The sequence below is a fragment of the Rhodococcus rhodochrous genome, from assembly GCF_900187265.1.
Classification (GTDB): domain Bacteria; phylum Actinomycetota; class Actinomycetes; order Mycobacteriales; family Mycobacteriaceae; genus Rhodococcus; species Rhodococcus rhodochrous.
Genome location: NZ_LT906450.1, coordinates 4,184,282 through 4,207,918, shown reverse-complemented (window position 1 = coordinate 4,207,918; position 23,637 = coordinate 4,184,282). Strand labels below are relative to the sequence as shown.

The 23,637-nt window shown below is 68.1% G+C and carries 21 protein-coding genes, 1 pseudogene and 2 riboswitches; of the genes and pseudogenes, 6 read left to right on the top strand and 16 right to left on the bottom strand.

The genetic code is table 11. The features are described 5' to 3' along the window. Positions 1-67: 67 nt before the first annotated feature. A riboswitch (cobalamin riboswitch) is annotated at positions 68-267 on the bottom strand. A 68-nt stretch (positions 268-335) separates the two neighbouring features. From CKW34_RS19285 to CKW34_RS19245, 9 genes and pseudogenes are all read right to left on the bottom strand, one after another. Continuing rightward, the gene (locus CKW34_RS19285; RefSeq protein ID WP_059384542.1) at positions 336-896 is read right to left on the bottom strand and encodes a DUF7676 family protein; all 561 of its coding nucleotides are present in this window, start codon (positions 894-896) and stop codon (positions 336-338) included. Beyond that, entirely contained in the window at positions 893-1,555 is a 663-nt protein-coding gene (locus CKW34_RS19280; RefSeq protein ID WP_231921746.1) for a (2Fe-2S)-binding protein, read from the bottom strand. The genes CKW34_RS19285 and CKW34_RS19280 overlap by 4 nt, the downstream gene beginning before the upstream one ends. After that, on the bottom strand, positions 1,548-2,360 hold the full coding sequence (locus CKW34_RS19275; RefSeq protein WP_059384540.1) for an ABC transporter ATP-binding protein: 813 nt from the start codon (positions 2,358-2,360) through the stop codon (positions 1,548-1,550). The genes CKW34_RS19280 and CKW34_RS19275 overlap by 8 nt, the downstream gene beginning before the upstream one ends. A gap of 14 nt (positions 2,361-2,374) precedes the next feature. Next, positions 2,375-3,478, bottom strand: a complete 1,104-nt coding sequence (locus CKW34_RS19270; RefSeq protein ID WP_080968427.1) for a FecCD family ABC transporter permease — start codon at positions 3,476-3,478, stop codon at positions 2,375-2,377. Beyond that, positions 3,475-4,671 carry an ABC transporter substrate-binding protein gene (locus CKW34_RS19265; RefSeq protein WP_059384539.1) on the bottom strand — a complete coding sequence of 399 codons (1,197 nt, stop codon included), beginning with the start codon at positions 4,669-4,671 and terminating at the stop codon, positions 3,475-3,477. The genes CKW34_RS19270 and CKW34_RS19265 overlap by 4 nt, the downstream gene beginning before the upstream one ends. A gap of 40 nt (positions 4,672-4,711) precedes the next feature. Next, positions 4,712-4,832, bottom strand: a riboswitch (cobalamin riboswitch). A gap of 18 nt (positions 4,833-4,850) precedes the next feature. Beyond that, positions 4,851-5,669: a glycosyltransferase family 2 protein gene (locus CKW34_RS19260; protein WP_059384538.1), complete on the bottom strand. Its 819-nt coding sequence runs from the start codon at positions 5,667-5,669 to the stop codon at positions 4,851-4,853. Next, positions 5,666-6,658 carry a glycosyltransferase gene (locus CKW34_RS19255; protein WP_059384537.1) on the bottom strand — a complete coding sequence of 331 codons (993 nt, stop codon included), beginning with the start codon at positions 6,656-6,658 and terminating at the stop codon, positions 5,666-5,668. Before CKW34_RS19255 ends, CKW34_RS19260 begins: the two co-directional genes overlap by 4 nt. Next, positions 6,655-7,734, bottom strand: coding sequence for a glycosyltransferase family 4 protein (locus CKW34_RS19250; protein WP_059384536.1), 1,080 nt, complete (start codon positions 7,732-7,734; stop codon positions 6,655-6,657). The genes CKW34_RS19255 and CKW34_RS19250 overlap by 4 nt, the downstream gene beginning before the upstream one ends. Continuing rightward, positions 7,731-8,802 (bottom strand): annotated as a pseudogene (locus tag CKW34_RS19245) (glycosyltransferase family protein). Before CKW34_RS19245 ends, CKW34_RS19250 begins: the two are co-directional and overlap by 4 nt. Positions 8,803-8,992: 190 nt before the next feature. On the opposite strand from CKW34_RS19245, the gene CKW34_RS19240 reads away from it, so the two are divergent. Then, positions 8,993-9,571, top strand: coding sequence for a TerD family protein (locus CKW34_RS19240; protein WP_006552942.1), 579 nt, complete (start codon positions 8,993-8,995; stop codon positions 9,569-9,571). A gap of 9 nt (positions 9,572-9,580) precedes the next feature. On the opposite strand, the gene CKW34_RS19235 is transcribed toward CKW34_RS19240, so the two are convergent. Beyond that, entirely contained in the window at positions 9,581-10,234 is a 654-nt protein-coding gene (locus tag CKW34_RS19235) for a hypothetical protein (RefSeq protein ID WP_059384535.1), read from the bottom strand. Positions 10,235-10,484: 250 nt separating this feature from the next. Here CKW34_RS19235 and CKW34_RS19230 point away from each other — a divergent pair, with 250 nt between their 5' ends. The 3 genes from CKW34_RS19230 to yczR all read left to right on the top strand — a co-directional run bounded on the left by CKW34_RS19230 (position 10,485) and on the right by yczR (position 14,956). Beyond that, entirely contained in the window at positions 10,485-11,774 is a 1,290-nt protein-coding gene (locus CKW34_RS19230; RefSeq protein ID WP_059384534.1) for an adenylosuccinate synthase, read from the top strand. A gap of 128 nt (positions 11,775-11,902) precedes the next feature. After that, positions 11,903-13,441: an alkaline phosphatase D family protein gene (locus tag CKW34_RS19225; protein ID WP_059384533.1), complete on the top strand. Its 1,539-nt coding sequence runs from the start codon at positions 11,903-11,905 to the stop codon at positions 13,439-13,441. Between the two features lie 33 nt (positions 13,442-13,474). Then, positions 13,475-14,956, top strand: a complete 1,482-nt coding sequence (gene yczR, locus CKW34_RS19220; protein ID WP_059384532.1) for a MocR-like transcription factor YczR — start codon at positions 13,475-13,477, stop codon at positions 14,954-14,956. A 9-nt stretch (positions 14,957-14,965) separates the two neighbouring features. Here the strand turns inward: yczR and CKW34_RS19215 are convergent, their stop codons facing one another. The 3 genes from CKW34_RS19215 to CKW34_RS19205 form a co-directional block, all read right to left on the bottom strand. Next, positions 14,966-15,913 (bottom strand): alpha/beta fold hydrolase, encoded by a 948-nt coding sequence (locus CKW34_RS19215; protein ID WP_095092052.1) that lies wholly within the window; start codon positions 15,911-15,913, stop codon positions 14,966-14,968. A gap of 114 nt (positions 15,914-16,027) precedes the next feature. After that, entirely contained in the window at positions 16,028-17,125 is a 1,098-nt protein-coding gene (locus CKW34_RS19210; protein WP_059384531.1) for a CaiB/BaiF CoA transferase family protein, read from the bottom strand. Between the two features lie 91 nt (positions 17,126-17,216). After that, positions 17,217-17,594, bottom strand: a complete 378-nt coding sequence (locus CKW34_RS19205; RefSeq protein ID WP_059384530.1) for a nuclear transport factor 2 family protein — start codon at positions 17,592-17,594, stop codon at positions 17,217-17,219. A 92-nt stretch (positions 17,595-17,686) separates the two neighbouring features. On the opposite strand from CKW34_RS19205, the gene CKW34_RS19200 reads away from it, so the two are divergent. Continuing rightward, entirely contained in the window at positions 17,687-18,067 is a 381-nt protein-coding gene (locus CKW34_RS19200) for a VOC family protein (protein WP_059384529.1), read from the top strand. A gap of 7 nt (positions 18,068-18,074) precedes the next feature. Here the strand turns inward: CKW34_RS19200 and CKW34_RS19195 are convergent, their stop codons facing one another. Together CKW34_RS19195 and CKW34_RS19190 are read right to left on the bottom strand one after the other, a co-directional pair. After that, positions 18,075-18,503 (bottom strand): hypothetical protein, encoded by a 429-nt coding sequence (locus CKW34_RS19195; protein ID WP_059384528.1) that lies wholly within the window; start codon positions 18,501-18,503, stop codon positions 18,075-18,077. Between the two features lie 23 nt (positions 18,504-18,526). Continuing rightward, on the bottom strand, positions 18,527-21,304 hold the full coding sequence (locus tag CKW34_RS19190; protein ID WP_167388364.1) for a vitamin B12-dependent ribonucleotide reductase: 2,778 nt from the start codon (positions 21,302-21,304) through the stop codon (positions 18,527-18,529). A 107-nt stretch (positions 21,305-21,411) separates the two neighbouring features. Between CKW34_RS19190 and CKW34_RS19185 the strand changes: the two genes are divergently transcribed. Further along, on the top strand, positions 21,412-21,894 hold the full coding sequence (locus CKW34_RS19185; RefSeq protein ID WP_059384526.1) for a DUF456 domain-containing protein: 483 nt from the start codon (positions 21,412-21,414) through the stop codon (positions 21,892-21,894). Positions 21,895-21,968: 74 nt separating this feature from the next. Here CKW34_RS19185 and CKW34_RS19180 read toward each other — a convergent pair whose 3' ends face one another. Beyond that, positions 21,969-23,366, bottom strand: coding sequence for an FAD-dependent oxidoreductase (locus CKW34_RS19180; protein ID WP_059384525.1), 1,398 nt, complete (start codon positions 23,364-23,366; stop codon positions 21,969-21,971). Positions 23,367-23,637: the final 271 nt, after the last annotated feature.

Below are 23,637 nucleotides of genomic sequence, written 5' to 3'. Positions count from 1 at the left end.
CGACCGTGGTCGAGGTGTTGCCGATCGGCGTGCGCCCATTCCACGAGGCGGCATACCGTCGGGCACGGCGTGCCCGACACGATCGGCAGGTATTCGGACTCGCAGGCGCCCGAGCCGTGAGGCTCGAACCTACTGGCCGTCGCTTCCCGGGTGTGCACCCAGTGCTGTTGACGGCGGTCGTTCCTGCATACCGCTGCGGGGCAGTCCCGGATTCTCACCGGGTTCCCTCTTCGACACCTCGGAAGGTGCTTCGACGTCACTTCCCGGTCTTTGGGGCTCCTCACGACCGGGCAGGGACGAACCGACTGCACCCACCACTATAGACCTGCGTCGAATCAGGAGTGACGGAAGCCCTTTCCGCTCCGGTCGCGTGGATCCGGTTCCAGCTCCAGGAATTCCGCGCGGATGCGGTCCCAGGCTTCGAGGTGCTCCCAGACCGGTTCGTCCGTGAGCTGCTGGGTGTTGGTGAGGAACGGGGTGGGCAGCATGACGGTCAGCATCTGCTCGTCGCGACCGTTGAACAGGCGCAGACCCCACGAGGTGACGGTGTCGTCCTTACCGATCCGGCGATACAACTCGGCGCGGCCACAGCGACGGATCCGGCCCAGTTCCGGTCCGCTCGCCGTGTGCTCACCGATGCACAGGTGAAAGTGCCAGCGACCGAAGTCGACGGTGACGTACCCGTCGTACATGCCGATCTTCTTCGGTGCGTTCGGCGCGGCGACCTCGAGCGCAGAGCCTTCGATGAGAAGACCGAACCACACGTCGTTCCAATAGTTTTCGAACAGCAAGGTGACCAGACGCAGCAAGCTGTCCTCGTCGGTGGGCAACGGCCAGCGCTGCTCACGTCCCCCGTCCTCGGTGGTGACGATCTCGGGATCGAAAACGACGGTCACAACATCTCCTTCGATATCTGTCGGGGTGGTGTGGGGAAGACGCAGTCGCTGCACACACCGCCGGACGGTGTGCGGTAGTACAGGCAGCAACTGCGCCGGCGGCCTGTGGCTCGGTCGATGGTGTGAACGAGCCGCGGGTCCTGCAGCAGTGCGTCGACGTGCGGTCGGGCTTCGTCGCCGATGACGCGCCGAGCACCGATCAGAGCGGAGGCGGTGTTGCCCCAGAGCGCCCCCGGCGCAACGATGTCCCGCCACGCGTCGATCAGCGGTTCGATCTGAGCATCGAGCACTTCCGTTGCGGGGTCGCTACCGAATACGGGGGTGACGATGTGCAACTGCAGACCGGAGTCGTCGCGCCACAACAGCCTGTCGGGGTCGAGCCGGACACAGCGTCCAGAGGCGGTGACGGTGCCGACCGCGACCGACCACAGCCGTGCGACGAAACCGAAGAACAAGGTCGATGCCGCGACGCGAGGCTCCGCGGTCTTCATACGTTCCGATATCGCACGGACCAGAACATCGCGGGTCGCGGCATCCCGTAGTTCGGAGGTCGGGCGCCAGCCCGCATCCACCGGGCCGGTACCGACACGAAAGTACGGACTCCACGCGGTGATTCGCGCGAGCACCCCGCGCGCGCCGGACACCGCTGGGTCAGACACGGCTGTCCTCCGGTTTCAGATCGAACACCATCGTCCGCGAATCGAACCGCATCCGCCCCCGATCGAATGCCGCCCCGATCCGTCCGGACTCGGCCAGCGCCGCCGGCGTATCGCACGTCAAGGTCCGGTCGGTGCCCAGCAGCCACATCCTGTCGGCTACGCGCAAGGCGAGTTCGAGTTCGTGCGTGGACATCACCACAGCCAGGTTCTGTTCACGAGCGAGACGGCCGAGGACGTCCACCAGTTCGACCCGCGACGGAACGTCGAGGAAGGAGGTGGGTTCGTCCAGGACGAGCAGCGACGGATCCTGAGCCAGGGCACGGGCGGTGAGAGAACGTTGCCGTTGCCCATCGGACAGTTCGGAGAACTGCCGGGATGCGAGGCGGGTCGCGCCGACCGCCTCGAGCGCCTGGTCCACCGCGGCCAGATCTTCGGGGGACAGCCGTGCACTGGCGGGCAGGTGCGGTGTGCGGCCGAGCGCGACCAGTTCGCGCACCGTGAACAGGCCGGGGTCGATGCGCTCGGTGAGCACCACCGAGATGCGGGTGGCGAGGTCGGCGGGCTTCACCGTCGCCACGTCCTCACCGTCGATGAGCACCCGACCGCGCAGCGCCGGTTGCAGGCCGCACAACGTCCGGAGCAACGTCGACTTTCCTGCACCGTTCGGCCCGACGAGGGCGGTGAGTTCGCCGCGTCGCGCCACTGCCGACAGACCGGAGGCCACCTCGGTGACCGTTCCGCGCCGCAGTGCCCGACGCCGGGTGTAACCGATCGTGAGGTCGTGCAGTTCCACGCCCGGGGTCACAGTGCTACCTGGAATCACAGTGCTGCTCCGAGTGCTCCGCGTCGGCTGCGGATGAGAACCGCGATCACAACGGGAGCGCCGACGATGGCGGTGACGGCGTTGAGGGGGAACACCGTGTCGGTACCGGGCATCTGGCTCACGATCCCGCAGACGAGGGCGAGCACGGCTCCGAGCAACGCGACACCGGGAAGCAGTATGCGATGGTCCGAAGTGCCGAAGGCCATGCGGGCCAGATGCGGGACGATCAGGCCGAGAAATCCGATCGGGCCGCAGAACGCGGTGGTGGCCCCGGCCAGGAGAGCGGCCGACACCACGGTGGTGAGCCGGACGGCGCGAATATCGATGCCCATGGACCGGGCGTAACCCTCACCGAGCAGCAGCGCATTGAGCGCGCGCACGGTGAGCAGTGCGACGGCGATTCCGCCGAGCACGACAGGGACGAGCAACTTCAGATCCGACCACGTCGTGGCCGTGAAGCTCCCGAGTCCCCACACCAGGAACTGCTGACTGCGCTGCGGGTCTGTATACACCAGCAGTACCGAGACGACGGCTGTGGTCGCCGACCCGAGCATCACTCCGATGAGCAACAGGGTGACGGCCGACCGCACCCACCGCGACAGCAATACGATCAACAGGAGAACCGCAGCCGCCCCCAGCGCCGCGGCGAGCACCACACCCGCACGCCCGAGACCCGCCAGACCGGCCGTGAAGCCACTCGCTCCGCCCCCGCCGAGCACGACGACGATCGCCACACCGAGACTCGCGCCGGAACTGGCACCGAGGATGAACGGGTCCGCCAGAGCGTTCCGGAACAGCGTCTGCATCTGCAGACCCGCGATCCCCAGCGCCGCCCCGACCGCGATCGCGGTGATCGTTCGCGGTAGCCGCAGATCACGAATCACCATGCTCCAGCGCGGATCCGATGCTTCCTGGCCGAACAGGACCCGGAGGGTCTCGCCGAGCGGCACCGTCACCGAACCCAGTGTCACCGACAGGATCGTTGCCGCCGCCAGTCCCACGATCAGCGCCGTGAACACGAGCGAGACCCGTCCGGTACCCGGCGGCGAGTCGGGCGCGGACTCGGTCGCGGCAGGGGATGCTCCGAGCACGGCGGTCATGCCGGTAGCTGCTGGTAGAACGTGAACTCGTGGTCGGGCAACAGGTCGGGATGCAGAATCGCCACGAGGTCCGACAGGATCAGGTCGGGTCGCAGGACGCCCCGCTCGTAGAAGTCGTTGCCCCCATTGGGGCCGAGAGCCTTGTTCGCGTTCCACACCCGGCCGGCGCCGACGGCGGCCAGCGAGCGGTACCGTTCGTCGTCGGCGAGTGCGTCACCGATCGACGTCCAGTTGTTCACCACGAGCCAGGTCGGCGCATCGGATGCTTCGGCGACCACAGCCTCGAAGTCGAGGGGAAGCGAGCCGGCGGTGGTCACGTCCTGCCACGGCCACTGCGCACCGGCGTCGCTGAACAACCGGCCCATGAAGCTGCCGCCGGAGGACATGTACCACGTGCCCTGTGCCATCCCACCCAGCAGAACGGGAGCCGGTTCCACGTCGGAGGCTTTCGCCGCCACATCGAGATAACGGTTCCGGATATCGTCGTAGACCTGTGCCGCCTCTTTCTCCTTGCCGGTCAGCGCGGCCATCACCTTGATCCACTCTGCGCGTCCCAGCGGAGATGCCTCGAGCCACTCGGCATTGGCGACCACGCCGATTCCGGCCTCCCGCAGCTGGACGTAGGCGGGATCGTCGGAGCCGCCGGTCATGAGAACGTCGGGTGCAGCGAGCACCACGGCTTCGGTGTCGATGTTGCCGCCCGCGGCATACTCGGCGACGGCGCCCGATTCGATGCGTTCGATCACGGCCGGGTCGGAGACATAGGAGCCGTTCGAGACGCCGCTGAGGACGTCGAGCGCATCGAGTTCGGTCACCAGTGGCAGGTGGGTGGTCGAACCGGAATACAAGCTCGTGATCGGCACCTGAATCTGCTGGGCCGCGGCCAGCTCGCCCGACAGCTCCGGAGCAGGTGCACCGCACTTGACCAGCACGTACGACTCCGGCGGTGCCGCGGAGAACGGTTCGTTCACGGTGAGAACCTGGTAGCTCTTCTCGTAGGTGATCGAAAAGTTCTCGGCGTCGACGATCTCGGACTTGTCGGGGAAATAGTCGACCGAGGGGTCGAAGTCGGTGATACACCCGTCCGAGGCGTCGTTCTCGGTATCGGATGCGGTCGTCGAACACCCGGCGAGCAGAAGACTCGCCGAGGTCAGCGCGACCAGGAGCTTCGGGAAGGCTGCGCGTACACGCATGGCGATTACGCCCTCTCTCGGGGAAGTCCGCCCCGGGCAAGGAGGTACGGCGACGGGAGTATCTGGCTCCCGGAGATCGCTCTCCGGTCACAGTGGCGGGACCGCGCCGGAATCGCACCGGCTTCCTCTGGCGTCATCGTAATGACGGTGCCGAAATTAGCACACGCCGTGATACCAGTTCACGGTCGAGTGCGTACCCATCGCCGCTCCCGGGTGTCGAAAGCGGCGAGACCGAGACGCTCGAACTCGTCGAGCCACCCCCGCATCGGCCACCAGCCCCAACGTTGGTGGAACAGCGCGGCGTTGGTGAGGATGTCGTCGAGATGCTCGACCGGTGGGTTCGATACCGGGTGGTACTGGTGGAAGGCGTGGGCGCCGCCGACCCAGGCCATCGGCACTCCGGCACGCGCGGCCTTCTGCCCGAAATCGGTGTCCTCGCCGCCGTATCCGCTGTAGGCGGTGCAGAACCCGCCGATGCGGTCCCACACGAGCGACCGGGACGCGAACGACAGCGACCAGAACAATTCGTGCCTGTCGTCCAGCACGATCTCACCCGAGGAGGGGAACGGACGGGCCGGATGCGGATCGATCGAGTCGCCGAGCCGGTCGAGGTCGTAGCCGCCGGCACCCGGTTCGGACAGATAGGTGACCGGACCGCTGAGCAGCGCAGCCGGGTGCCGGCCGGCCGCCTCGACATATCGTTCGATCAGGTCGGGAGCGGGGATGCAGTCGACGTCGAGGAAGACGAGCAGATCCGACGACGCCGTCCGCGCACCCAGATTCCGCGCCTCTCCGACCGGCAGTTTCGAGGAGTCGACGTCCATCTCCACCACCCGCGCCGACGATCCCGCAGCAGCGACGACCTCTGCGACCTGCGGATCACCCATCGCGACGACGATGTGCTCGTCGGGTGTCCGGGTGCTGCGTGCGAGGCCGTCGAGTTGCCGTCGCAGATGCGTGCTGCGACTCGCGGCGACGGTGACGACCGAGACCGTCACGATCTCTCCGCCAGCTCGTCCAGGATCGCCGCCGCACGTGCCGCGGCACCGTCGACCTGCCAGCGTTTCCATTCGACGGGGCCGAGGCCGCGTGCTCGCTCGATCAGTTCGGGCCAGCGGTTCGGGTCGGGCCACCCGTCGAGACCCACCGTCAGTCCGGCCTTCTCCAGAGCCGTTGCGGTGGAACGCTGTTCGTCGAACGGACGGGGTTCGGCGATCACGACCGCAGGTCGCGCGGCGGCCGCGATGTCGGCGACGGTGTTCTGGCCCGCATGCCCGATCACGACGTCGGCTCCGGTGAGGACGGGCCACGGATCGTCGATCCACGGGCCGCCCGCGACACCGAGACCCTCCCACTCGTACTGGGGGAAGCGCGACGAGAACCGGTGCAGATCGTCGACGGTGATCGACGATCCGCCGCTGCCGCTCATGACGAGGACCCTCGGCTTCTCACCGGCTGTGCGGGTGGGAGACGGGCGTCCGTCGAAACGGCTGATCCCGCCGACGTACGAGGTGGCGTACGAGCGCAGCCAGTGCGGATCGTAGACGTCCTGCGACCACGGTGCGATGAGATGGTCGGCGACGCGGTAGGCCAGCGTGTGGGCGGTATCGGTGCGCTCGCCCGGCATCGCGAGCACCACGACGGGGATCCCGTACAAGCGGGCGAGGAGCGTCACCTCCACCGACACGTCCACCACCAGCAGGCTCGGGCGGGTCGCGGCGATCCACGACCCCAGTGCGTGCATGCGTTCGCGGAGACCGTCGTCGTGGGTGGGAACCCAGTGGAGGACGTCGTGGGCCGTCGGGTCCTGCGCGGTGTCGACGGCGAGGTCGTCGCGGGGGAGCAGCACGACGTCGTCGAAGGCGTCGGCGGCAGTGCCGAGCGGCGCCGACGACAATGCCGTCACCGGCGTCCGCAGATGCGCGCAGATGCTGCTCGCGCGGGTGCGGTGTCCGTGCCCGTGATGATGGATGTAGTAGCCGATCATGCCGCTCCCGCGAGTTCCCGATACAGCGAGACGTAGGCATCGACCATCGTGCGTTCCGAACAACGCTCCTCCGCGCGGGCTCGGGCGGAGGCACGGGACAGACGGACCGCGCGGGGTATCGCCGCGGCCAGGCCGTCGATGTCGTCCGGCGCGACCAGGCATCCGCTGCTCTCGTCGACGACCTCCGGGATGCCGCCGCGCGCGAAGGCCACCACGGGTGTCCCGCATGCGAGGGACTCGGCGACGACGAGACCGTACGGTTCGTCCCATTGCGGGGTGATGAGTGCTGCTGCCGAACGTCCCACCGCGGCAGCGAGATCCGGCTGGGAGAGATGACCGAGATAGATCACGTCGGGACCGAGGAACGGTTCGACGTGCTCCGCGAAGTACCTGCGGTTGCTGATCGGGCCCGCGATCCGCAGCCGGTAACCGGCCCGGCGCGCGGCCTCGATCGCGAGATGCGCGCCCTTCTCCGGCACGAGGCGGCCGAACCAGATCAGGTCCTCACCTCCCGAACCGACCGGCCACGCTCCGAGATCGACACCGTTGGGCACGACCGCCACCGGACCGGGCGTGGCGTGTTCCCAGGCCGTCGCGGTGTGCCGGCTGACCGCGACGAACGTGCCCGGGCACCCACCCGGAGTCGCCATCGCCGACTCGAGCCACGGCGTCGGCGGCGTGTGCAGCGTGCAGAGCAACGGGGTGCGCAACATGCGGGCCATCGCTATCGGCAGGTAGTGCAGGCTGTGGTTGTGCACGACGTCGAAAGCATCGGCGGACGGTCCGGCGAGATCGAGCATCAGCGACAGGTAGGCGTGGTGGTCGCCGAGGAAGCCGTTCGCCGGGGGCATCGACACGTCGCTGCGTGCGAGTTCGCTGACCTCGAAGGACGGCACCTCGAGGAACGAGGCCGGAAGTTCCGGATCGGATCCCGGTGCGGCGAAGAGCGTCACCTCGTGGCCGTCCTTGCCGAGCGCGTGGGCGAGATGCCACACGTGCGCTTCGAGTCCGCCGGCGAAGGGCTGGCGGATCGGATATCTGTTCGACGCGATGAGCGCGATGCGCAACGGCGTCATGATCCGCTCCGGCTGCTCATCGCGCGCAGGTATATGTCACGATGGGCGCGGGCCAGCGCGCGACGTTCGTCCATACGTTGCGACCAGTCGGCTCGCGGAAGATCTCTACTCTCGTACAGTTCTCGCACGCAACGATCGAGCGAGTCGGCGTCGAAGGTGTCCTCGTCGTAGGTGTACACACCGCACCGACGTTGCTCGCCGTAGAAGCCGCAACTCGGCGCGATCACGGCGGTGCCGAGGTCGAAACACGCCTCGAGCCAACCCGAATGGGTTCCGAAACGGTAGGGCAGCACCGACACCGACAGGTCCGAGAGGTACTGCCACAGTTCGTCGTCGGAGAAGTACGGATGCACGCGCACGTCCACCTGGGGTTGCTCGCCGTACTGGAGGATGCGGGAACCGGCTTCCGGGTTGTACCAGTACGCATTGTCGGGATCGAAGATCTCGTCGTGCACGTTGATCTGCAACACCGCATCGGGAAGCGAGCGCACGGTCTCGGCCAGCGTGTCGAGCACCGGGAACAGATCCATGTTCGCGCGCAGGCTCTTCGCGTGGACCCCCACGACGAACGGACTCTCGTCGCGACGCGGTCGCTCGAGCCAGTGCTGTTCGACGACGTGCGGATGCGGCAGGACCGTCGCCTCCCGGCCCCAGCGCAGACGGATCCGCTCGGCGGCGCCCGGCGTGAGGGTGATCAGTTCGTCCGCGGCCGGAATCAGCACGTCGAGTTGCTTGTGGTGCTCACCGGGGGGTGGGATGGTGCGGGGTCCGCAGGTCGTGCACCGTGTACACGAGAGGCTTGTCGTGCTCGGCGAGTTCGGCAACGACGTCCTGCAGCTGCTCCGCGCCGATCGCGTCGAATCCGAAATGGATGTGGAAGACGTCGAATTCCTCGTGGTGGTCGCTCACCCGGCCCGGTTCGAGCATCAACGGCGGCCACCAGCCCCCGGGAACCTTGCGGCCGTCGGCGGGAACCGGATCCGTCAACCGGATCACGTCGTCGCCCTCCGGGCAGGCGAGGTGCCGGACGTAGACGTGCGACGCAGGTACCGACGCGACTCGAATCACCACAACCGACCCCTCTTCTCCCTCGCGCGACATTCGCCGTACACACCGAAAGGCCGGGAACGCCGTCCCCGGCCATCGTCCGGTGCCCTGCGACTACCCCCGCGGGACGGCCTTCACACGTCCCTGCCCGACTCGTCCGGTCTTCACTAGGGTGGCGGTAGGCAACGATCATCGAGCGAAAGGATTCGGTATGGGTGTGAGCTTGGCCAAGGGCGGCAACGTTTCGCTGTCGAAGGAGGCTCCGAACCTGACGGCGGTGACGGTGGGTCTCGGCTGGGACGTGCGCGCGACGACCGGCGCGGACTTCGATCTCGACGCTAGCGCACTGCTGACGAGCGAGAACGGCAAGGTCCTGTCCGACCAGCATTTCGTCTTCTACAACAACCTGCGTTCGCCGGACGGCTCCGTCGAGCACACCGGCGACAACCTCACGGGTGAGGGCGAGGGCGACGACGAGAGCGTGAACGTCGACCTCGTCGCCGTTCCCGCGGAGGTCAAGTCGATCGTCTTCCCGGTGTCGATCCACGACGCCGACGCGCGGGGCCAGTCGTTCGGTCAGGTCCGCAACGCGTTCATCCGCGTCGTCGACCGCGCCGACGGCCGGGAACTCGCCCGCTACGACCTCACCGAGGATGCATCCACCGAGACCGCGATGGTCTTCGGTGAGCTGTACCGCCACGGTGGAGAGTGGAAGTTCCGCGCCATCGGCCAGGGCTACGCCTCCGGCCTGGCGGGCATCGCGCGGGACTACGGGGTCAACGTCGGCTGAAAACGGGTCTCAGCGGACGAGCTTCCACTTCTTGTCGTGCCGGTAGAAGGTCGACCGCTTGAGAGCCCGGGGGTTCGCGACCCCGTCGCGGGTGACGACCGCGGCGGGGGAACCCAATTGCATGGCCCGGCCCGTCAGCCACTTGTAGCCGCCGAACCAGCGCGGCCGGTCGATCGCGGCCCGCAGACCGGGCATCGCGGGTGTGGGTTCGACGCGGATGCCGGGCACCGTGCCGGAGAACAGGCGGGTGTCGTCGACGTAGGCCTCCCCGACGAGCGCGTCGCCGTTCTCCCCGCACAGCAGTGCACGGCCGACGAGGGCGATACCGGCGTCGTCGCGGATCAGCGGCAACGGCTTCGCGACCCCCTGGAGGGCGACGGTGGCGGCCTTCGACCCCGTCCGCAACCCGTACGCCTCGGTGGCGGGGGTGCGCTTCTCCGGGACGTACGCGACCTCCAGGTCGAGACGTTCGGTGCGCATCAGGCGGGTGACGGTCGCGGCGAAGGCGGCGTCGTCGCCCACGACGATCAGACGAGGGTCCTCCACCGACTCGAGATGCGCGAAGACGTCCTCGAAGTCGTCCTTCTCGGGGAGGGCAGGCGCAGACAGTGCGGTCACGGGGGTCAGCGCCAACGGCAATGGCACGTCACCGCATCTGAGCACTACCGGGGTCAACGGGTCTCCTCGAGGGGTCGGGTTCGTCGGGCTCTCGGCTGCGTCCACTGTAATGGGAAGCCGGTGGGGGAGGGCGGCGGCGACCCGGCACCGCGCCGCAGCTCCGGCGCTTCTGCAGTCCCGTCATTCGCGCTTGTCGGAGGGTGGACTACACTGTGGTCCCGGCTGCTGCCCGGTTGGGCAGGACCCTGCAGGCGAGACCGCCCGCACGTAGACACCTGCCTGAGGAGAGCGCGACATGCCGGCAATCGTCCTGATCGGAGCCCAGTGGGGCGACGAGGGCAAGGGCAAAGCTACCGATCTACTCGGCGGACGTCTGCAGTGGGTCGTGCGCTACCAGGGTGGTAACAACGCCGGTCACACGGTCGTGCTGCCCAACGGCGACAAGTTCGCCCTGCACCTGATCCCGTCGGGAATCCTGACGCCCGGCGTCAACAACGTCATCGGCAACGGTGTCGTGGTGGATCCGGGTGTGCTGCTCACCGAGCTCGAAGGTCTCGAGAAGCGCGACGTCGACACGTCCCGTCTGCTGCTCTCGGCCGATGCGCACCTGATCATGCCGTACCACGTGGCCATCGACAAGGTCACCGAACGCTTCCTCGGCAAGAAGAAGATCGGCACCACCGGACGCGGTATCGGTCCCTGCTACCAGGACAAGATCGCCCGCGTCGGCGTGCGGGTCGCCGATGTGCTCGACGAGAAGATCCTGACCCAGAAGGTCGAGGCCGCACTGGAATTCAAGAACCAGGTGCTCGTCAAGATCTACAACCGCAAGGCGCTCGACCCGCAGCAGGTGGTCGAGGAGGTCCTCACCCAGGCCGAGGGTTTCAAGCACCGCATCACCGATACGCGCCTCGAACTGAACAAGGCGCTCGAGCGCGGCGACACGATCCTCCTCGAGGGTTCGCAGGGCACGCTGCTCGACGTCGACCACGGCACCTATCCGTACGTGACGTCGTCCAACCCCACCGCCGGCGGCGCCGCTGTCGGTTCCGGTATCGGCCCGGCGAAGATCTCGACGGTGCTGGGCATCCTCAAGGCCTACACCACCCGCGTCGGCTCCGGCCCGTTCCCGACCGAGCTGTTCGACGACCACGGCGCCTACCTGGCCAAGCAGGGTGGTGAGGTCGGTGTGACCACCGGTCGCGCCCGCCGTACGGGATGGTTCGACGCCGTCATCGCCCGCTACGCGACCCGCGTCAACGGCATCACCGACTACTTCCTCACCAAGCTCGACGTGCTGTCGGGCCTCGACACCGTGCCGATCTGCGTCGGCTACGAGGTCGACGGTGTGCGGATCGACGAGATGCCGATGACGCAGACCGACGTGCACCACGCCAAGCCGATCTACGAGGAGATGCCGGGCTGGTGGGAGGACATCACCCACGCCCGCACCTTCGAGGAGCTGCCGAAGAACGCGCAGAACTACGTGCTGCGTCTCGAGGAGCTCTCCGGCGCCTACATCTCCTGCATCGGTGTCGGACCGGGCCGTGACGAGACGATCGTCCGGCGCGACGTCATCCGCTGACGGGGTAGCTTCCGGCCCGCTCCGATTCGTCGTCGGACGGGCACCGATCCCTCACTGCATGTTCACCGACGGTTCGCACGGACTGTGCACGCTCGTCCCGCACAGTCCGTCGGACCCCGGGGAGAACCATGTACGTGTCCCGTCGAACCCTGCTACGCACCGTTGCGCTCGGAGCCCTCGCGGCTCCGGCGGCGGCGTGCTCGTCGGGAAGTTCCGTTGCAACGCCGAGCCTGGTCCGTGAGCGGCCGATCCTCACCCACGGTGTGGCCACCGGCGACGTGCGGGCCGACGGGGCGCTCGTGTGGGCGCGCTCGGATCGACCGGCTCGGCTCGTCGTGGAGACGGCGGCCACCGAATCCTTCACCGATCCCGTCCGGCACGTGGGTGGACTGCTCACACCCGAGACCGACGGAACCGGCCGGCTGCGGCTGACGGGACTGCCGGCCGGTGAGCAGGTGCACTACCGTGTCGTCCTCGAAGGCGAGGACGGCGCCACGTCCGAGCCGGTGACGGGTCTGTTCCGCACCGCCCCGACCGCTCCCGGCGACATCAGGCTGCAGTGGTCCGGCGACACTGCCGGTCAGGGCTTCGGCATCAACCCCGACGTCGGTGGGATGACGATCTTCGACACGATGGCCCGTCGCGACCCGCACCTGTTCGTGCATTCCGGCGATGTCGTGTACGCCGACAATCCGCTGAAGGAGACCGTCGAACTGCCGGACGGCCGGATCTGGCGCAACGTCGTCACCGAACCCAAGAGCGCCGTGGCGCAGACCCTCGACGAGTACCGCGGCCAGTACGCCTACAACCTCATGGACGAGAACTACCGCAGGTTCAACTCCACCGTCGCACAGATCGTGCAGTGGGACGACCACGAGACCGTCAACAACTGGTACGCGGGTGAGATCCTGGATCTCGACCAGTACACCGAGAAAAACGTGGACGTCCTGGCGGAACGGGCTTTCCGTGCCTTCCACGAGTGGCTCCCGCTCGATCCGGCGGAGGCCGTCGACGGACGTATCCACCGGGTCGTGCGGTACGGACCGCTGCTCGACGTCTTCGTACTCGACATGCGGACCTACAAGGACGCCAACGGCACCAACGTCGGCGCGGCGGGACAGGTGCTCGGCAGCGCGCAGACGCGGTGGCTCATCGACGAACTCACCCGCTCGACCGCCACCTGGAAGATCATCGCCGCCGACCTGCCGATCGGCCTGGTGGTACCCGACGGCGACACGGCCTTCGAAGGAATCGCGAACGGGGACAACGGCGCTCCCTCGGGTCGGGAATCGGAGATCGCGCAGGTCCTGTCGGCCGTCAAGGCGCGCAGGATCACCGGCACGGTGTGGTTGACCGCCGACGTGCACTACACGGCCGCGCATCACTATTCGCCGGACCGCGCCTCGTTCACCGACTTCGACGAGTTCTGGGAGTTCGTCTCGGGACCGCTCAACGCCGGTGCTTTCGGCCCCAACGAACTGGACGGGACGTTCGGTCCCGAGGCCGTCTTCGTGCACGCGCCCCCGGCGGCGAACACCTCACCGATGGACGGATATCAGCACTTCGGGGAGGTGTTCGTCGACGGCGCGACGAAGCAGATGCGGGTCGAGTTGCTCGACTCGCGAGGGACGGTCCTGTTCCGTCAGGTGCTCGATCCACCGTCCTGATCCCGCCCGCGCGGCGCGGGGCATACTGGATCGGTGATCACTCGAGCGATCGGAGCCGGTTCGCTCGTCCGCGACCTCGGCAACTGGCAGGATTCCGGACAGTCGCATTCCCGTCGCTCCGCTCGCGCCGATCCCCGCCCTGCCTACCGGGCGCTCGCGGACAGCATCCGCCTGCTCGTGCACGACGGTCGCGTCCCACTCGGGGTCGCCCTGCCCAGCGAGCGGGAACTCGCCGCCGCGCTGTCGGTGAGCCGCACCACCGTCGCCTCCGCCTATGCGGCGCTGCGGGAAGAGGGCTATCTGCGCAGCCGCCAGGGCGCCCGCAGTACGGTCGCCGTGCCTGCACGTCGGGACTCCGAGAACACGGGGTCCCGGATGCCGATCGGTCCGGCGATCGATCTGAGCAATGCCTCGCTGCCCGCGCCGGCAGCGGAGATCGAGGCGGCGTATGCGGCGGCGCTGCGGTCGATGTCGACCTATCTCGACTCGCACGGCATGGAACCGATCGGGGTGTTGGTGCTGCGCGAAGTCATCGCCCGTCGCTACCGCGAGCGTGGACTGCCCACCTCGCCCGACCAGATCATGGTGACCTCCGGCGCGCAGCACGCGATGCGTCTGCTGCTCGGTGTGCTCGACGATCCCGGCGACCGGGTGGTCGTCGACCACCCCACCTATCCCAATGCGCTCGAAGCGATCCGCCGGTACGGCGCGCGCCCGGTGCCGGTTCCGGTGCGCCCGGAGAACGGTCCGCACGGCGGCTGGGATCTCGACGGTGTCGCCAGCGCCGTCCGGCAGACCGCCGCTCGCACCGCCTTCCTGGTTCCCGATTTCCACAACCCCACGGGCCTGTGCCTCGACGAGGACGGCCGCGCCGAACTGGCCCGCATCATGCGCGACACGCGGACCACGCTCGTCGTCGACGAGTCGATGGTCGATCTGTGGCTCGATGCTCCGCCGCCGCCTCCCGTCGCAGCCATGCCTGCCGGCGCGTCGGTGGTGACGGTGGGCTCGACGGCGAAGTCGCTGTGGGGTGGTCTGCGGGTGGGGTGGATCCGCGCCGACCGCGACACGATCGTCCGGCTGGCCGGAGCGCGGACCGCGGTCGACCTGGGCACGCCCGTCATGGAACAGCTCGCGGCCGCGCATCTGCTCTCCGACGTCGACGAACTGCTCGAACGTCGCCGCGCTGCGTTGAGGGAACGACGTCGTGCGCTGTGCGACGCCCTGGACTGCCGGCTGCCCGACTGGGAGTACACGCCGGGCCAGGGCGGGATGTCGCTGTGGGCGCGGATGCCCGAACCGGTGTCGACCTCGCTGGCTGCCGCCGCGCCGTCCCACGGTGTGCTGCTCTCCGCCGGTCCGCGCTTCGGTGTGCAGGGCGCGTTCGAGCACTTCGTGCGCCTGCCGTACACGCAGGACGTCGAGGTCCTCGACGATGCCGTCGAGGCCATGGCAGCCGCCTACGACCAGGTGGCCTCCGGGCGCACGCCCGACGAGGCGCGGCTCGTCGTCTGATCCTGCCTCTCAGGACGTCTCGATCAGCTCGCGCAGCGCCGCCGACACCTCTCCGGGTCGTTCCAGGGGGCCGCAGTGCCCGCTGTCGAAGGTGCGCAGTTCGAGCAGGTTCGGCAGGCGCTCGGCGATCCACTCGGATCGGCCCGGCGGTGAGATCCGGTCGTGGCTGCCCGCGATCACCAGGGTGGGCGCGGTGATCGCGGAGGGATCGACGGTGTCGATCATGTTCACCAGCAGCCGCCCGTAACCGCCGCGACCTCGTGCCGAGGTGCGGCCGAGCATGCGGTCGACGTCCGCGGTGATCGTCGCGGCCGCCCCCGTCCCGACGGCGACGCGGGAGAGCAGGTGCTTGCGCAACGGCATCCGCTGGGGGAGCGGCATCCGCGCCAGCGGAACGACGGTCTGGGCGACGCGGCGCCGCACCGTCGTCAGGCTCTGTGGTCCGCGCAGGAACTGCACGTTGTCGAAGATCTCGCCCGGTGTGGTGTTCACCAGGCCCACGGCCGACACCCGTGCGTCGACGTCGCGCGGATACCGTTCGGCCCAGGCCATCACGGCGATGCCGCCCATGGAGTGCCCGGCGACCACGACGGGTCGGCCGTCGGGTGCGGCCGCGCCCAGCACGGCGTGGAGATCGTCGGCGAGATGGTCCATCGTGTACGCCCGGGCAGGGGCGGCCTGGCTGCGTCCGTGACCGCGGTGATCGAAGGCGACCACCCGGTAGTCGTCGCACAGGTCGCGAATCTGGTTGCGCCAGAAACCGAGTTCGCACAGGATGCCGTGCGCCAGGACGATCGTCGGGGCGTCGGCGGGCCCGTACGCCTCGGTGTGGATGCGGGTGCCGTCCTTGCTGCGGACGTCGAGCACCTCCGGGACGCGGCCCGGGACCGCGGTGCGTGCTCGTGCTCGTGCCGTGGCCGCCGATCGATGGATCGCGGCTCCCACCCCATCACTCATGACGGTGTTGATAGCACACCGATCAGGGTGCGCCCGGTGGCTTTCCCGCTGATGGGACGGGCCCGGAACCGTATCGGTAGAACACCGTTACGATCCCGGGCCCGGACCGGGCGATCAGACCCAGAGGGTGTCGATGTCGGTGGCCTCGGCCGCCGGTCCGACCGGCTCACCGGCGGGGGTGCGGGAGAAGCGCGGAGCCGGTGCGTGCTGCACGACGCCGTCGATCTCGATCAGCGATCCGCGGGCGACGAGATGCTCGTTCTTCTCCGCCTCGGCCCAGGTGAGGACCGGGGAGACGCAGGCGTCGGTGCCGAGGAAGATCTCGGTCCACTCGTCGCGGGTCTTCGACAGGAACTTCTCGGTGAAGATCTTCTTCATCTCCGCCCAGCGCGAGGTGTCGAGCTGGTGCGGCAGGTCGGCCGGATCGAGCTCGAGGCCCTGCAGCAGCAGCGCGTAGAACTGCGGCTCGATGGAACCGACGGCCATGTACTTGCCGTCCTTGGTCTCGTAGACCTCGTAGAACGGTGCGCCGGTGTCGAGCATGTTGACGCCGCGCTCGTCCGACCACGCGCCGCGACCGCGGAACGCCCACATCATGTGCGACAGGGCGAGCGCGCCGTCGACCATCGCCGCGTCGACGACCTGACCCTTGCCGGAGGTCTGACGCTCGACGAGGGCGGACAGGATGCCGAACACGAGGAACATCGAACCGCCACCGAAGTCGCCGACCATGTTCAGCGGCGGCACCGGACGCTCGCCCTGGCGGCCGATGGCGTGCAGGACGCCGGTGAGGGAGATGTAGTTGATGTCGTGGCCGGCCGCGTTGGCGAGCGGGCCCTCCTGGCCCCAGCCGGTCATGCGGCCGTAGACGATGCGCGGGTTGCGCTCGAGGACCACGTCCGGTCCGAGGCCGAGCCGTTCGGTGACGCCGGGGCGGAAGCCCTCGATGAGGACGTCGGCGCGCTCGAGCAGGGTCAGGACCTTCTCGATGTCGGCGGGATCCTTGAGGTTGGCCTCGACGATGCGACGGTTGCGCTGAATCGGATCGCGCTGTCCCTCCTGCGGGATCTCGCCGGGGCGCTGCACGATGACGACATCGGCGCCGAGATCGGCGAGCAGGGTCGCGGCGTGCGGGCCGGGACCGAGGCCCTTGAACTCGACGACGCGGATACCCGCGAGCGGACCCTTCTTCTCAACAGCTTCAGCGGACACTCGACGAACCTCACTCCGATACGTAGGGACTGTCGCAACGGAGAGTACCTTAGCGAGCGTTCAGAATATGGTTCCGGTCACGCGGAACGGATCACTCCTCGTACAGATCTGCTTCACTCAGTCCGGTCGCCTCGAAGGCCTCCGCGAGATCGGTGTGCCGGACGACGGTGACCACCTGGTCGTCGACCACCCGGAAGGCGATCGCCTCCTCACGGGGACCCGGATCGGACGCCCACGTCGCCGTCTCCTCGACCACCACGACGCCCCGGTGGACGAACATGCGGCCCGGCTGCAGCGTGACGCCCGCCGTCGTCGCCCACTCGCGCAGCTCGTCGAGTCCTTGGTCGGGATCGTCGTCGGGGGTGGGCAGCACGATGTCGTCGCTCGACAACTGCACGAGCGTGTCGATGTCGTTGCTGTTCACGGCGTCGTGCCAGGCCAGGACCGTGGCGATCTCCGAGGTGCTCATGATCGAGAGCCTAGTCGCCGGATCGCGGAGGTGGGGGCGTGAATCCGCCGAATCCGCTGTCGCGCTCGGGCGCTCCGGCGCACAGTGGACATATGACGATCACCGGCCAACTCGTGAGTTTCATCCCGAGCACCGACCTCGACGTCTCGGAGACGTTCTACGTCGACACCCTGCGCTTCCGGAAGCTCTCCCGCGACCCGTTCGCGCTCGTCCTCGACGGAGGCGACGGCGCACCGGTCCGGGTGACCCTCGTGCAGTCGCGCGAGGAGACCGGCTACACCGTGCTGGGCTGGCGGGTATCCGATCTGGACGGCACCGTCGAACGACTGCGCGAGCACGGCGTGGAGTTCATCCGCTACAACGGCATGGACCAGGACGACCACGACGCGTGGACCGCGCCCGACGGCATGCGGGTCGCGTGGTTCCGAGACCCGCACGGCAACGTCCTGTCGTTGCTCGAACACCGCACCTGACGCGGCCTCAGCTCGCGAAGGCGCCCCACAGGAAGCCTGCGAACAGCACCGCGAAGCCACCCATCTCGCCGACGATCAGCGCGGCCATCGCCAGGCCCGTCCCGCGCACCGGATGCGCGAACTGGTTGGTGGTATCGCGCAGCGCGCCGTGCACGACATAGCTCGCGATCGCGCCGACGAAGAACATCACGATCACCGCGGCCGCCGCGAGGTTCACCGCGGTGGGCCACGCGCTGAGCTCGACGAACACCGCGACCAGCAGCGTCGCGAAGGAGTACATCAGGGCGGAGCGGTGGGCGATGTCGACGTACGGGTGCGCGAGGTGGTCGTCGGAGGTCGCCATCTGCCGGTACTTCCACACGCCGAGAGCGAGTGCGAGGAGGAAGACCGCACCCGCGGCCGTCAGTGTCAGTTCGGTGTCGATTCCCAGGACCATCGCGCCAGTATGGACGCATCACCTCAGCTGCAGCCGCTGGTGTTCCCACAGGACGGACAGGCGTGGCACGACCCGGCCCGCTGCATCTTCACCCCGCACTGCATGCAATACGGCGCGTCCGGATTCGACGGCGACGGAGCGGCGAGCCCACCCGGGGAGGATGTGCTCTCGCTGTGTGTGCCGCGCGGGGCGGTCGCCGGCGGATCGGGCTCGCGCATCGGCGGCGTGCTCGTGTACGGCGTGAGCGTGGGGGTGTCGGGCACCGAACGCTCGGCGACGGTGAGGATGCCGAGTTCGGCGCGCTCGTCGGGTTCGAGATAGTCGACCGCCAGTCGCCGGAAGATGTAGTCGAGGATCGACGTGGCGATCCGCAGATCCGGATCGTCGGTGATCCCGGCAGGTTCGAAACGCGTACTCGTGAAGGCCCGGACGAAGGTGCGCAACGGAACCCCGTACTGCAGACCGTAACTGACCGACATCGAGAAGGCGTCCATGATGCCGGCCAAGGTCGAACCCTGCTTGGACACGCGCAGGAACATCTCGCCCGGACGCCCGTCGTCGTACTCGCCGATCGTGACGAAGCCCTTGCAGTCGGCCACCCGGAACTCGAACGTCCGCGAGTTGCGGGTACGCGGGAGCCGTTCGCGACGAGGCGCCGCGGACGGGACCGCCGCTTCTGCGACGGCAGGGCGCGACGATGTCGACAACGGTTGTCCCAGTTTGCAGTTGTCGCGGTAGATCGCGAGGGCCTTCACCCCCAGGCGCCATGCGTCGACGTACATGTCGGCGATGTCGTCGACGGTCGCGGACTCGGGCAGGTTCACCGTCTTCGAGATCGCACCCGACAGGAACGGTTGCACCGCGGCCATCATCCCGACGTGACCGCGCGGCGAGATGACGTTGTCGCCCATGGAGGTCGCGAACACCGGTGCGTGCTCGTCGCGCACGTGCGGTGCACCGGTGAGATCGTGGTGCAGATCGAGGTGCGCCACGATGTCGGCGACCTCCGACGGGCTGTAACCCAGACGCGACAGTGCGCGCGGCACACTGCGATTGACGATCGTGAGGCTGCCACCGCCGACGAGCTTCTTGGTCTTCACCAACGCCAGGTCCGGTTCGATCCCGGTGGTGTCGCAGTCCATCGCGAGCCCGATCGTGCCGGTCGGCGCGAGCACGCTGACCTGGCTGTTGCGCACACCGTGGGCGGTGCCGTCGGCCACCGCGCGATCCCACGCCTGTCGTGCCGCGTCGAGCACCTCGGCGGGTGCGAGATCGGCGTCGATGTCGTCGAGCGCACCACGGTGCTTGCCCAGCACGTCGAGCATCGGCGCGCGGTTCTCGTCGAACCCGTCGAACGGCCCGAGGCGCCGTGCCATGTCCGCCGACACGGCATAGGCGTGGCCGGTCATCAGAGCGGTGATCGCCGCGGCCGTCGCGCGACCGGCCTCGCTGTCGTAGGGCAGACCCGAAGCCATGAGCAGCGCACCGAGATTGGCGTAACCGAGCCCGAGCTGCCGGAACCGCCGCGACGTCTCACCGATCTTCTCGGTGGGGTAGTCGGCGCGGCCGACGAGGATCTCCTGCGCGGTGAGCATCACCGCCACGGCATGACGGAAACCGTCGACGTCGAAGGTGCCGTCCTCGCGTAGGAAGGTGAGCAGGTTCAGGCTCGCGAGGTTGCAGGCCGAATCGTCGAGATGCATATACTCCGAGCAGGGATTCGACGCGTTGATCCGGCCGGTCGCCGAGGCGGTGTGCCAGGCGTTGATCGTCGTGTCGTACTGGATACCCGGGTCGGCGCACTCCCAGGTGGCGGCAGCGATGCGCTGCAACAGCTCTCGCGCGCGGACCGTCCGGACCGTCTCGCCGGTCGTCACCGCACGCAGCGGCCACTCGGCGTCGGCCACGACCGCATGCATGAACTCGTCGGTCACGCGCACCGAGTTGTTCGCGTTCTGGTACTGCACCGAATGGATGTCGCTGCCGTCGAGACCCATGTCGAAACCGGCCTCGGCGAGCACCCGTGCCTTGCGTTCCTCGATCGCCTTGCAGTCGACGAACTCCTCGATGTCGGGATGGTCGACGTCGAGGATCACCATCTTCGCGGCCCGCCGGGTCTTGCCGCCGGACTTGATGGTCCCGGCCGAGGCGTCGGCGCCGCGCATGAAGCTGACCGGCCCCGACGCGCTTCCGCCGCCGGTGAGCGGTTCGGCCGACGAACGGATCCGGGAGAGGTTCACCCCCGCGCCCGACCCACCCTTGAAGATGACCGCTTCCTGCCGGTACCACTCGAGGATCGAATCGATGCTGTCGTCGACCGACAGGATGAAACACGCGCTGGCCTGTTGTGGAGTGTTCGGCACGCCGATGTTGAACCAGACGGGACTGTTGAACGAGGCCCGCTGGTGGATCAGCAGGTAGGTCAGTTCGGCGGCGAATGCCTCCGGGGCGTCGAGGTGGCCGTCGGTGTGCCCCCACGCGGTGATCGTGTCGACGATCCGCGCGATCACGTCGCGCAGCGAGTGTTCACGATCGGGGTGCCCGAGCTGCCCGCGGAAGTACTTCTGCGTGACGATGTCGGTGGCGTTCTGCGACCAGAAGGCGGGGAACTCCACATCCGTCTGCTCGAAGACGACACGGCCGGTGCCGTGATGGACGATCCGCGCGTCGCGTCGCTGCCACTCCACCGTCTCGGCAGGATCGACACCGGGCGTCGTGAAGTACCGGACGTCGCCGCGCACCGCGGCGGAAGCGGCGTCCGATGCACTCTTCGGGCTGCTGTGAGGCCTGGTACTGCTCATCGCGTCCTCCCGGGGGCGTGGACCGGTGGCACATATAGTCCCACCATGCTGCCACCGCGTCCCGGTACTCCGCCGTCTTCCGCCCGCTCGGCCCGCCCGGTGGCGCCGTGAGTGCCGGCGGCGAACTGCTCGTCGGGCTGGCGATCCTCGTCGGACTGCTCGGGATCGTGCTGCCGATCCTGCCCGGCGTCCTGCTGATCTTCGGTGCGATCGCCGTGTGGGCGTTCCTCACGGGAGGCACCACCGCATGGATCGTGCTGGGCGTCGCGACGGTGGCGCTGCTGGTCACCGGCATCGTGAAGTACACCTGGCCCGGCAAGCGACTGCAACAGGCCGGGGTGCCGAACCGGTCGCTCATCCTGGCCGGTCTGCTCGGCATCGTCGGCTTCTTCGTCATCCCCGTCGTCGGGCTGTTCCTGGGCTTCCTGCTCGGCATGTACCTGTCGGAGGTGCAGCGGCACCGCACCCACCGCGACGCGTGGGTCTCGACGGTCGCGGCGACCAAGGCGGTCGCGTTGTCGATCCTCGTCGAACTGTTCGGCGGGCTCGTCGCAGCGTCGGTATGGCTGGGCGCCGTCCTGCTCACCTGAGCACACCCGGAAAGCGAGAGGGACCCATCCGTGTGCGGATGGGTCCCTCCTCGTTCGTGCAGCTCAGGCGGCTGTCACGCCTTGTGCGGCTCGCTGGCGCGGAACATGTCCTCGCGCTCGACGACCTTCACGCGCTCGCGGCCCTCGGCCTCACCGAGGCTGCGCTCGTGCGCATCGAGGCGGTACCAGCCCTGCCAGGTGGTGTACGGCAGCTGCTTGTCCTCGAGGAACTTCACGATCGCGTCCTCGGACGGATCCTCGGGGGTGTTCAGACGGCCGGCGGCCCGGTCCTCGAGCAGGTTCGCGACGGTCTCGTTCGCGTCGCCCTTGGTGTGGCCGATCAGGCCGACGGGGCCGCGCTTGATCCAGCCGGTGACGTAGGTGTACGGCATGAACCGGTCGTGACCCTCGGCGTTCTCGTCGGCGAGAACACGTCCGGCCTCGTTCGGCACGGTGCCGGCCTGCTCGTCGAAGGGCAGCTTGGCGATGTTCTGCGACAGGTAGCCGACCGCGCGGTAGACGGCCTGGACCTCCCAGTCGTTGAACTTGCCGGTGCCGCGTACGTTGCCGGTGCCGTCGAGCTCGGTGCGCTCGGTGCGCAGACCGACGACCTTGCCGTCCTCGCCGAGGATCTCGTGCGGGGACTCGAAGAAGTGCAGGAACAGCTTGTGCGGGCGGTTGCCCACATCGCGGATCGCCCAGTCCTGCAGGGTGTTGGCGACCATGTCGACCTGCTTCGAGTTACGACGCGCCTGCTCGGAGCCTTCGTCGTAGTCGATGTCCTCGGGATCGACGATGACCTCGATGGTCGGGGAGTGGTCGAGTTCGCGCAGCTCGAGCGGCGTGAACTTGGCCTGCGCCGGACCACGGCGACCGAAGACGTGCACCTCGACGGCCTTGTTGTTCTTCAGGCCCTCGTAGACGTTCGGCGGGATCTCCGTCGGCAGGAGTTCGTCGCCGGTCTTGGCGAGCACGCGGGCGACGTCGAGCGCGACGTTGCCGACACCGAGGACGGCGACCTTCTCCGCCTCGAGCGGCCAGGTGCGCGGCACGTCGGGGTGACCGTCGTACCAGGACACGAAGTCGGCGGCGCCGTAGCTGCCGTCGAGATCGATACCGGGGATGTTCAGCGCGCGGTCCGCGTTCGCGCCGGTCGAGAAGATCACCGCATCGTAGAAACGCTGCAGGTCGTCGAGGTTGAAGTCGCTGCCGTAGTCGAGATTGCCGAGCAGGCGGATCTGCGGCTTGTCGAGCACCTTGTGCAGGGCCGTGATGATGCCCTTGATGCGCGGGTGGTCGGGCGCGACACCGTAGCGGATCAGACCGAACGGCGCCGGCATGCGCTCGAACAGGTCGATGCTGACCCCGGGATCCTGCGCAGTGTCGGACTTCATGAGTGCGTCGGCGGCGTAGATACCGGCAGGGCCGGCACCCACGATCGCGACGCGAAGGGGACGAGTCTGATCGGTCATCAGGGGATCAACTACCTCTTCGGTGTGCGGACGGACATATCCAGCTTAAATTAAGGCTGCCCTCAGTGGGCTCGGCGCAGGTCGCGCGGGGATGACGGCGAAGGAGAAGACATCGAGCCGTCGAGCGAATCGCTTCAGCGACAACACATGTGGGCACCCATACGACACAGGTCGACGGCGAGGCGTCGAACGAGCTGCGTGGTGGCCATGCGACAATTCCTACCTCGAGAGGGTTTTTAGGGCAAATGCGGCCGTGACGGGTCGCGACCTC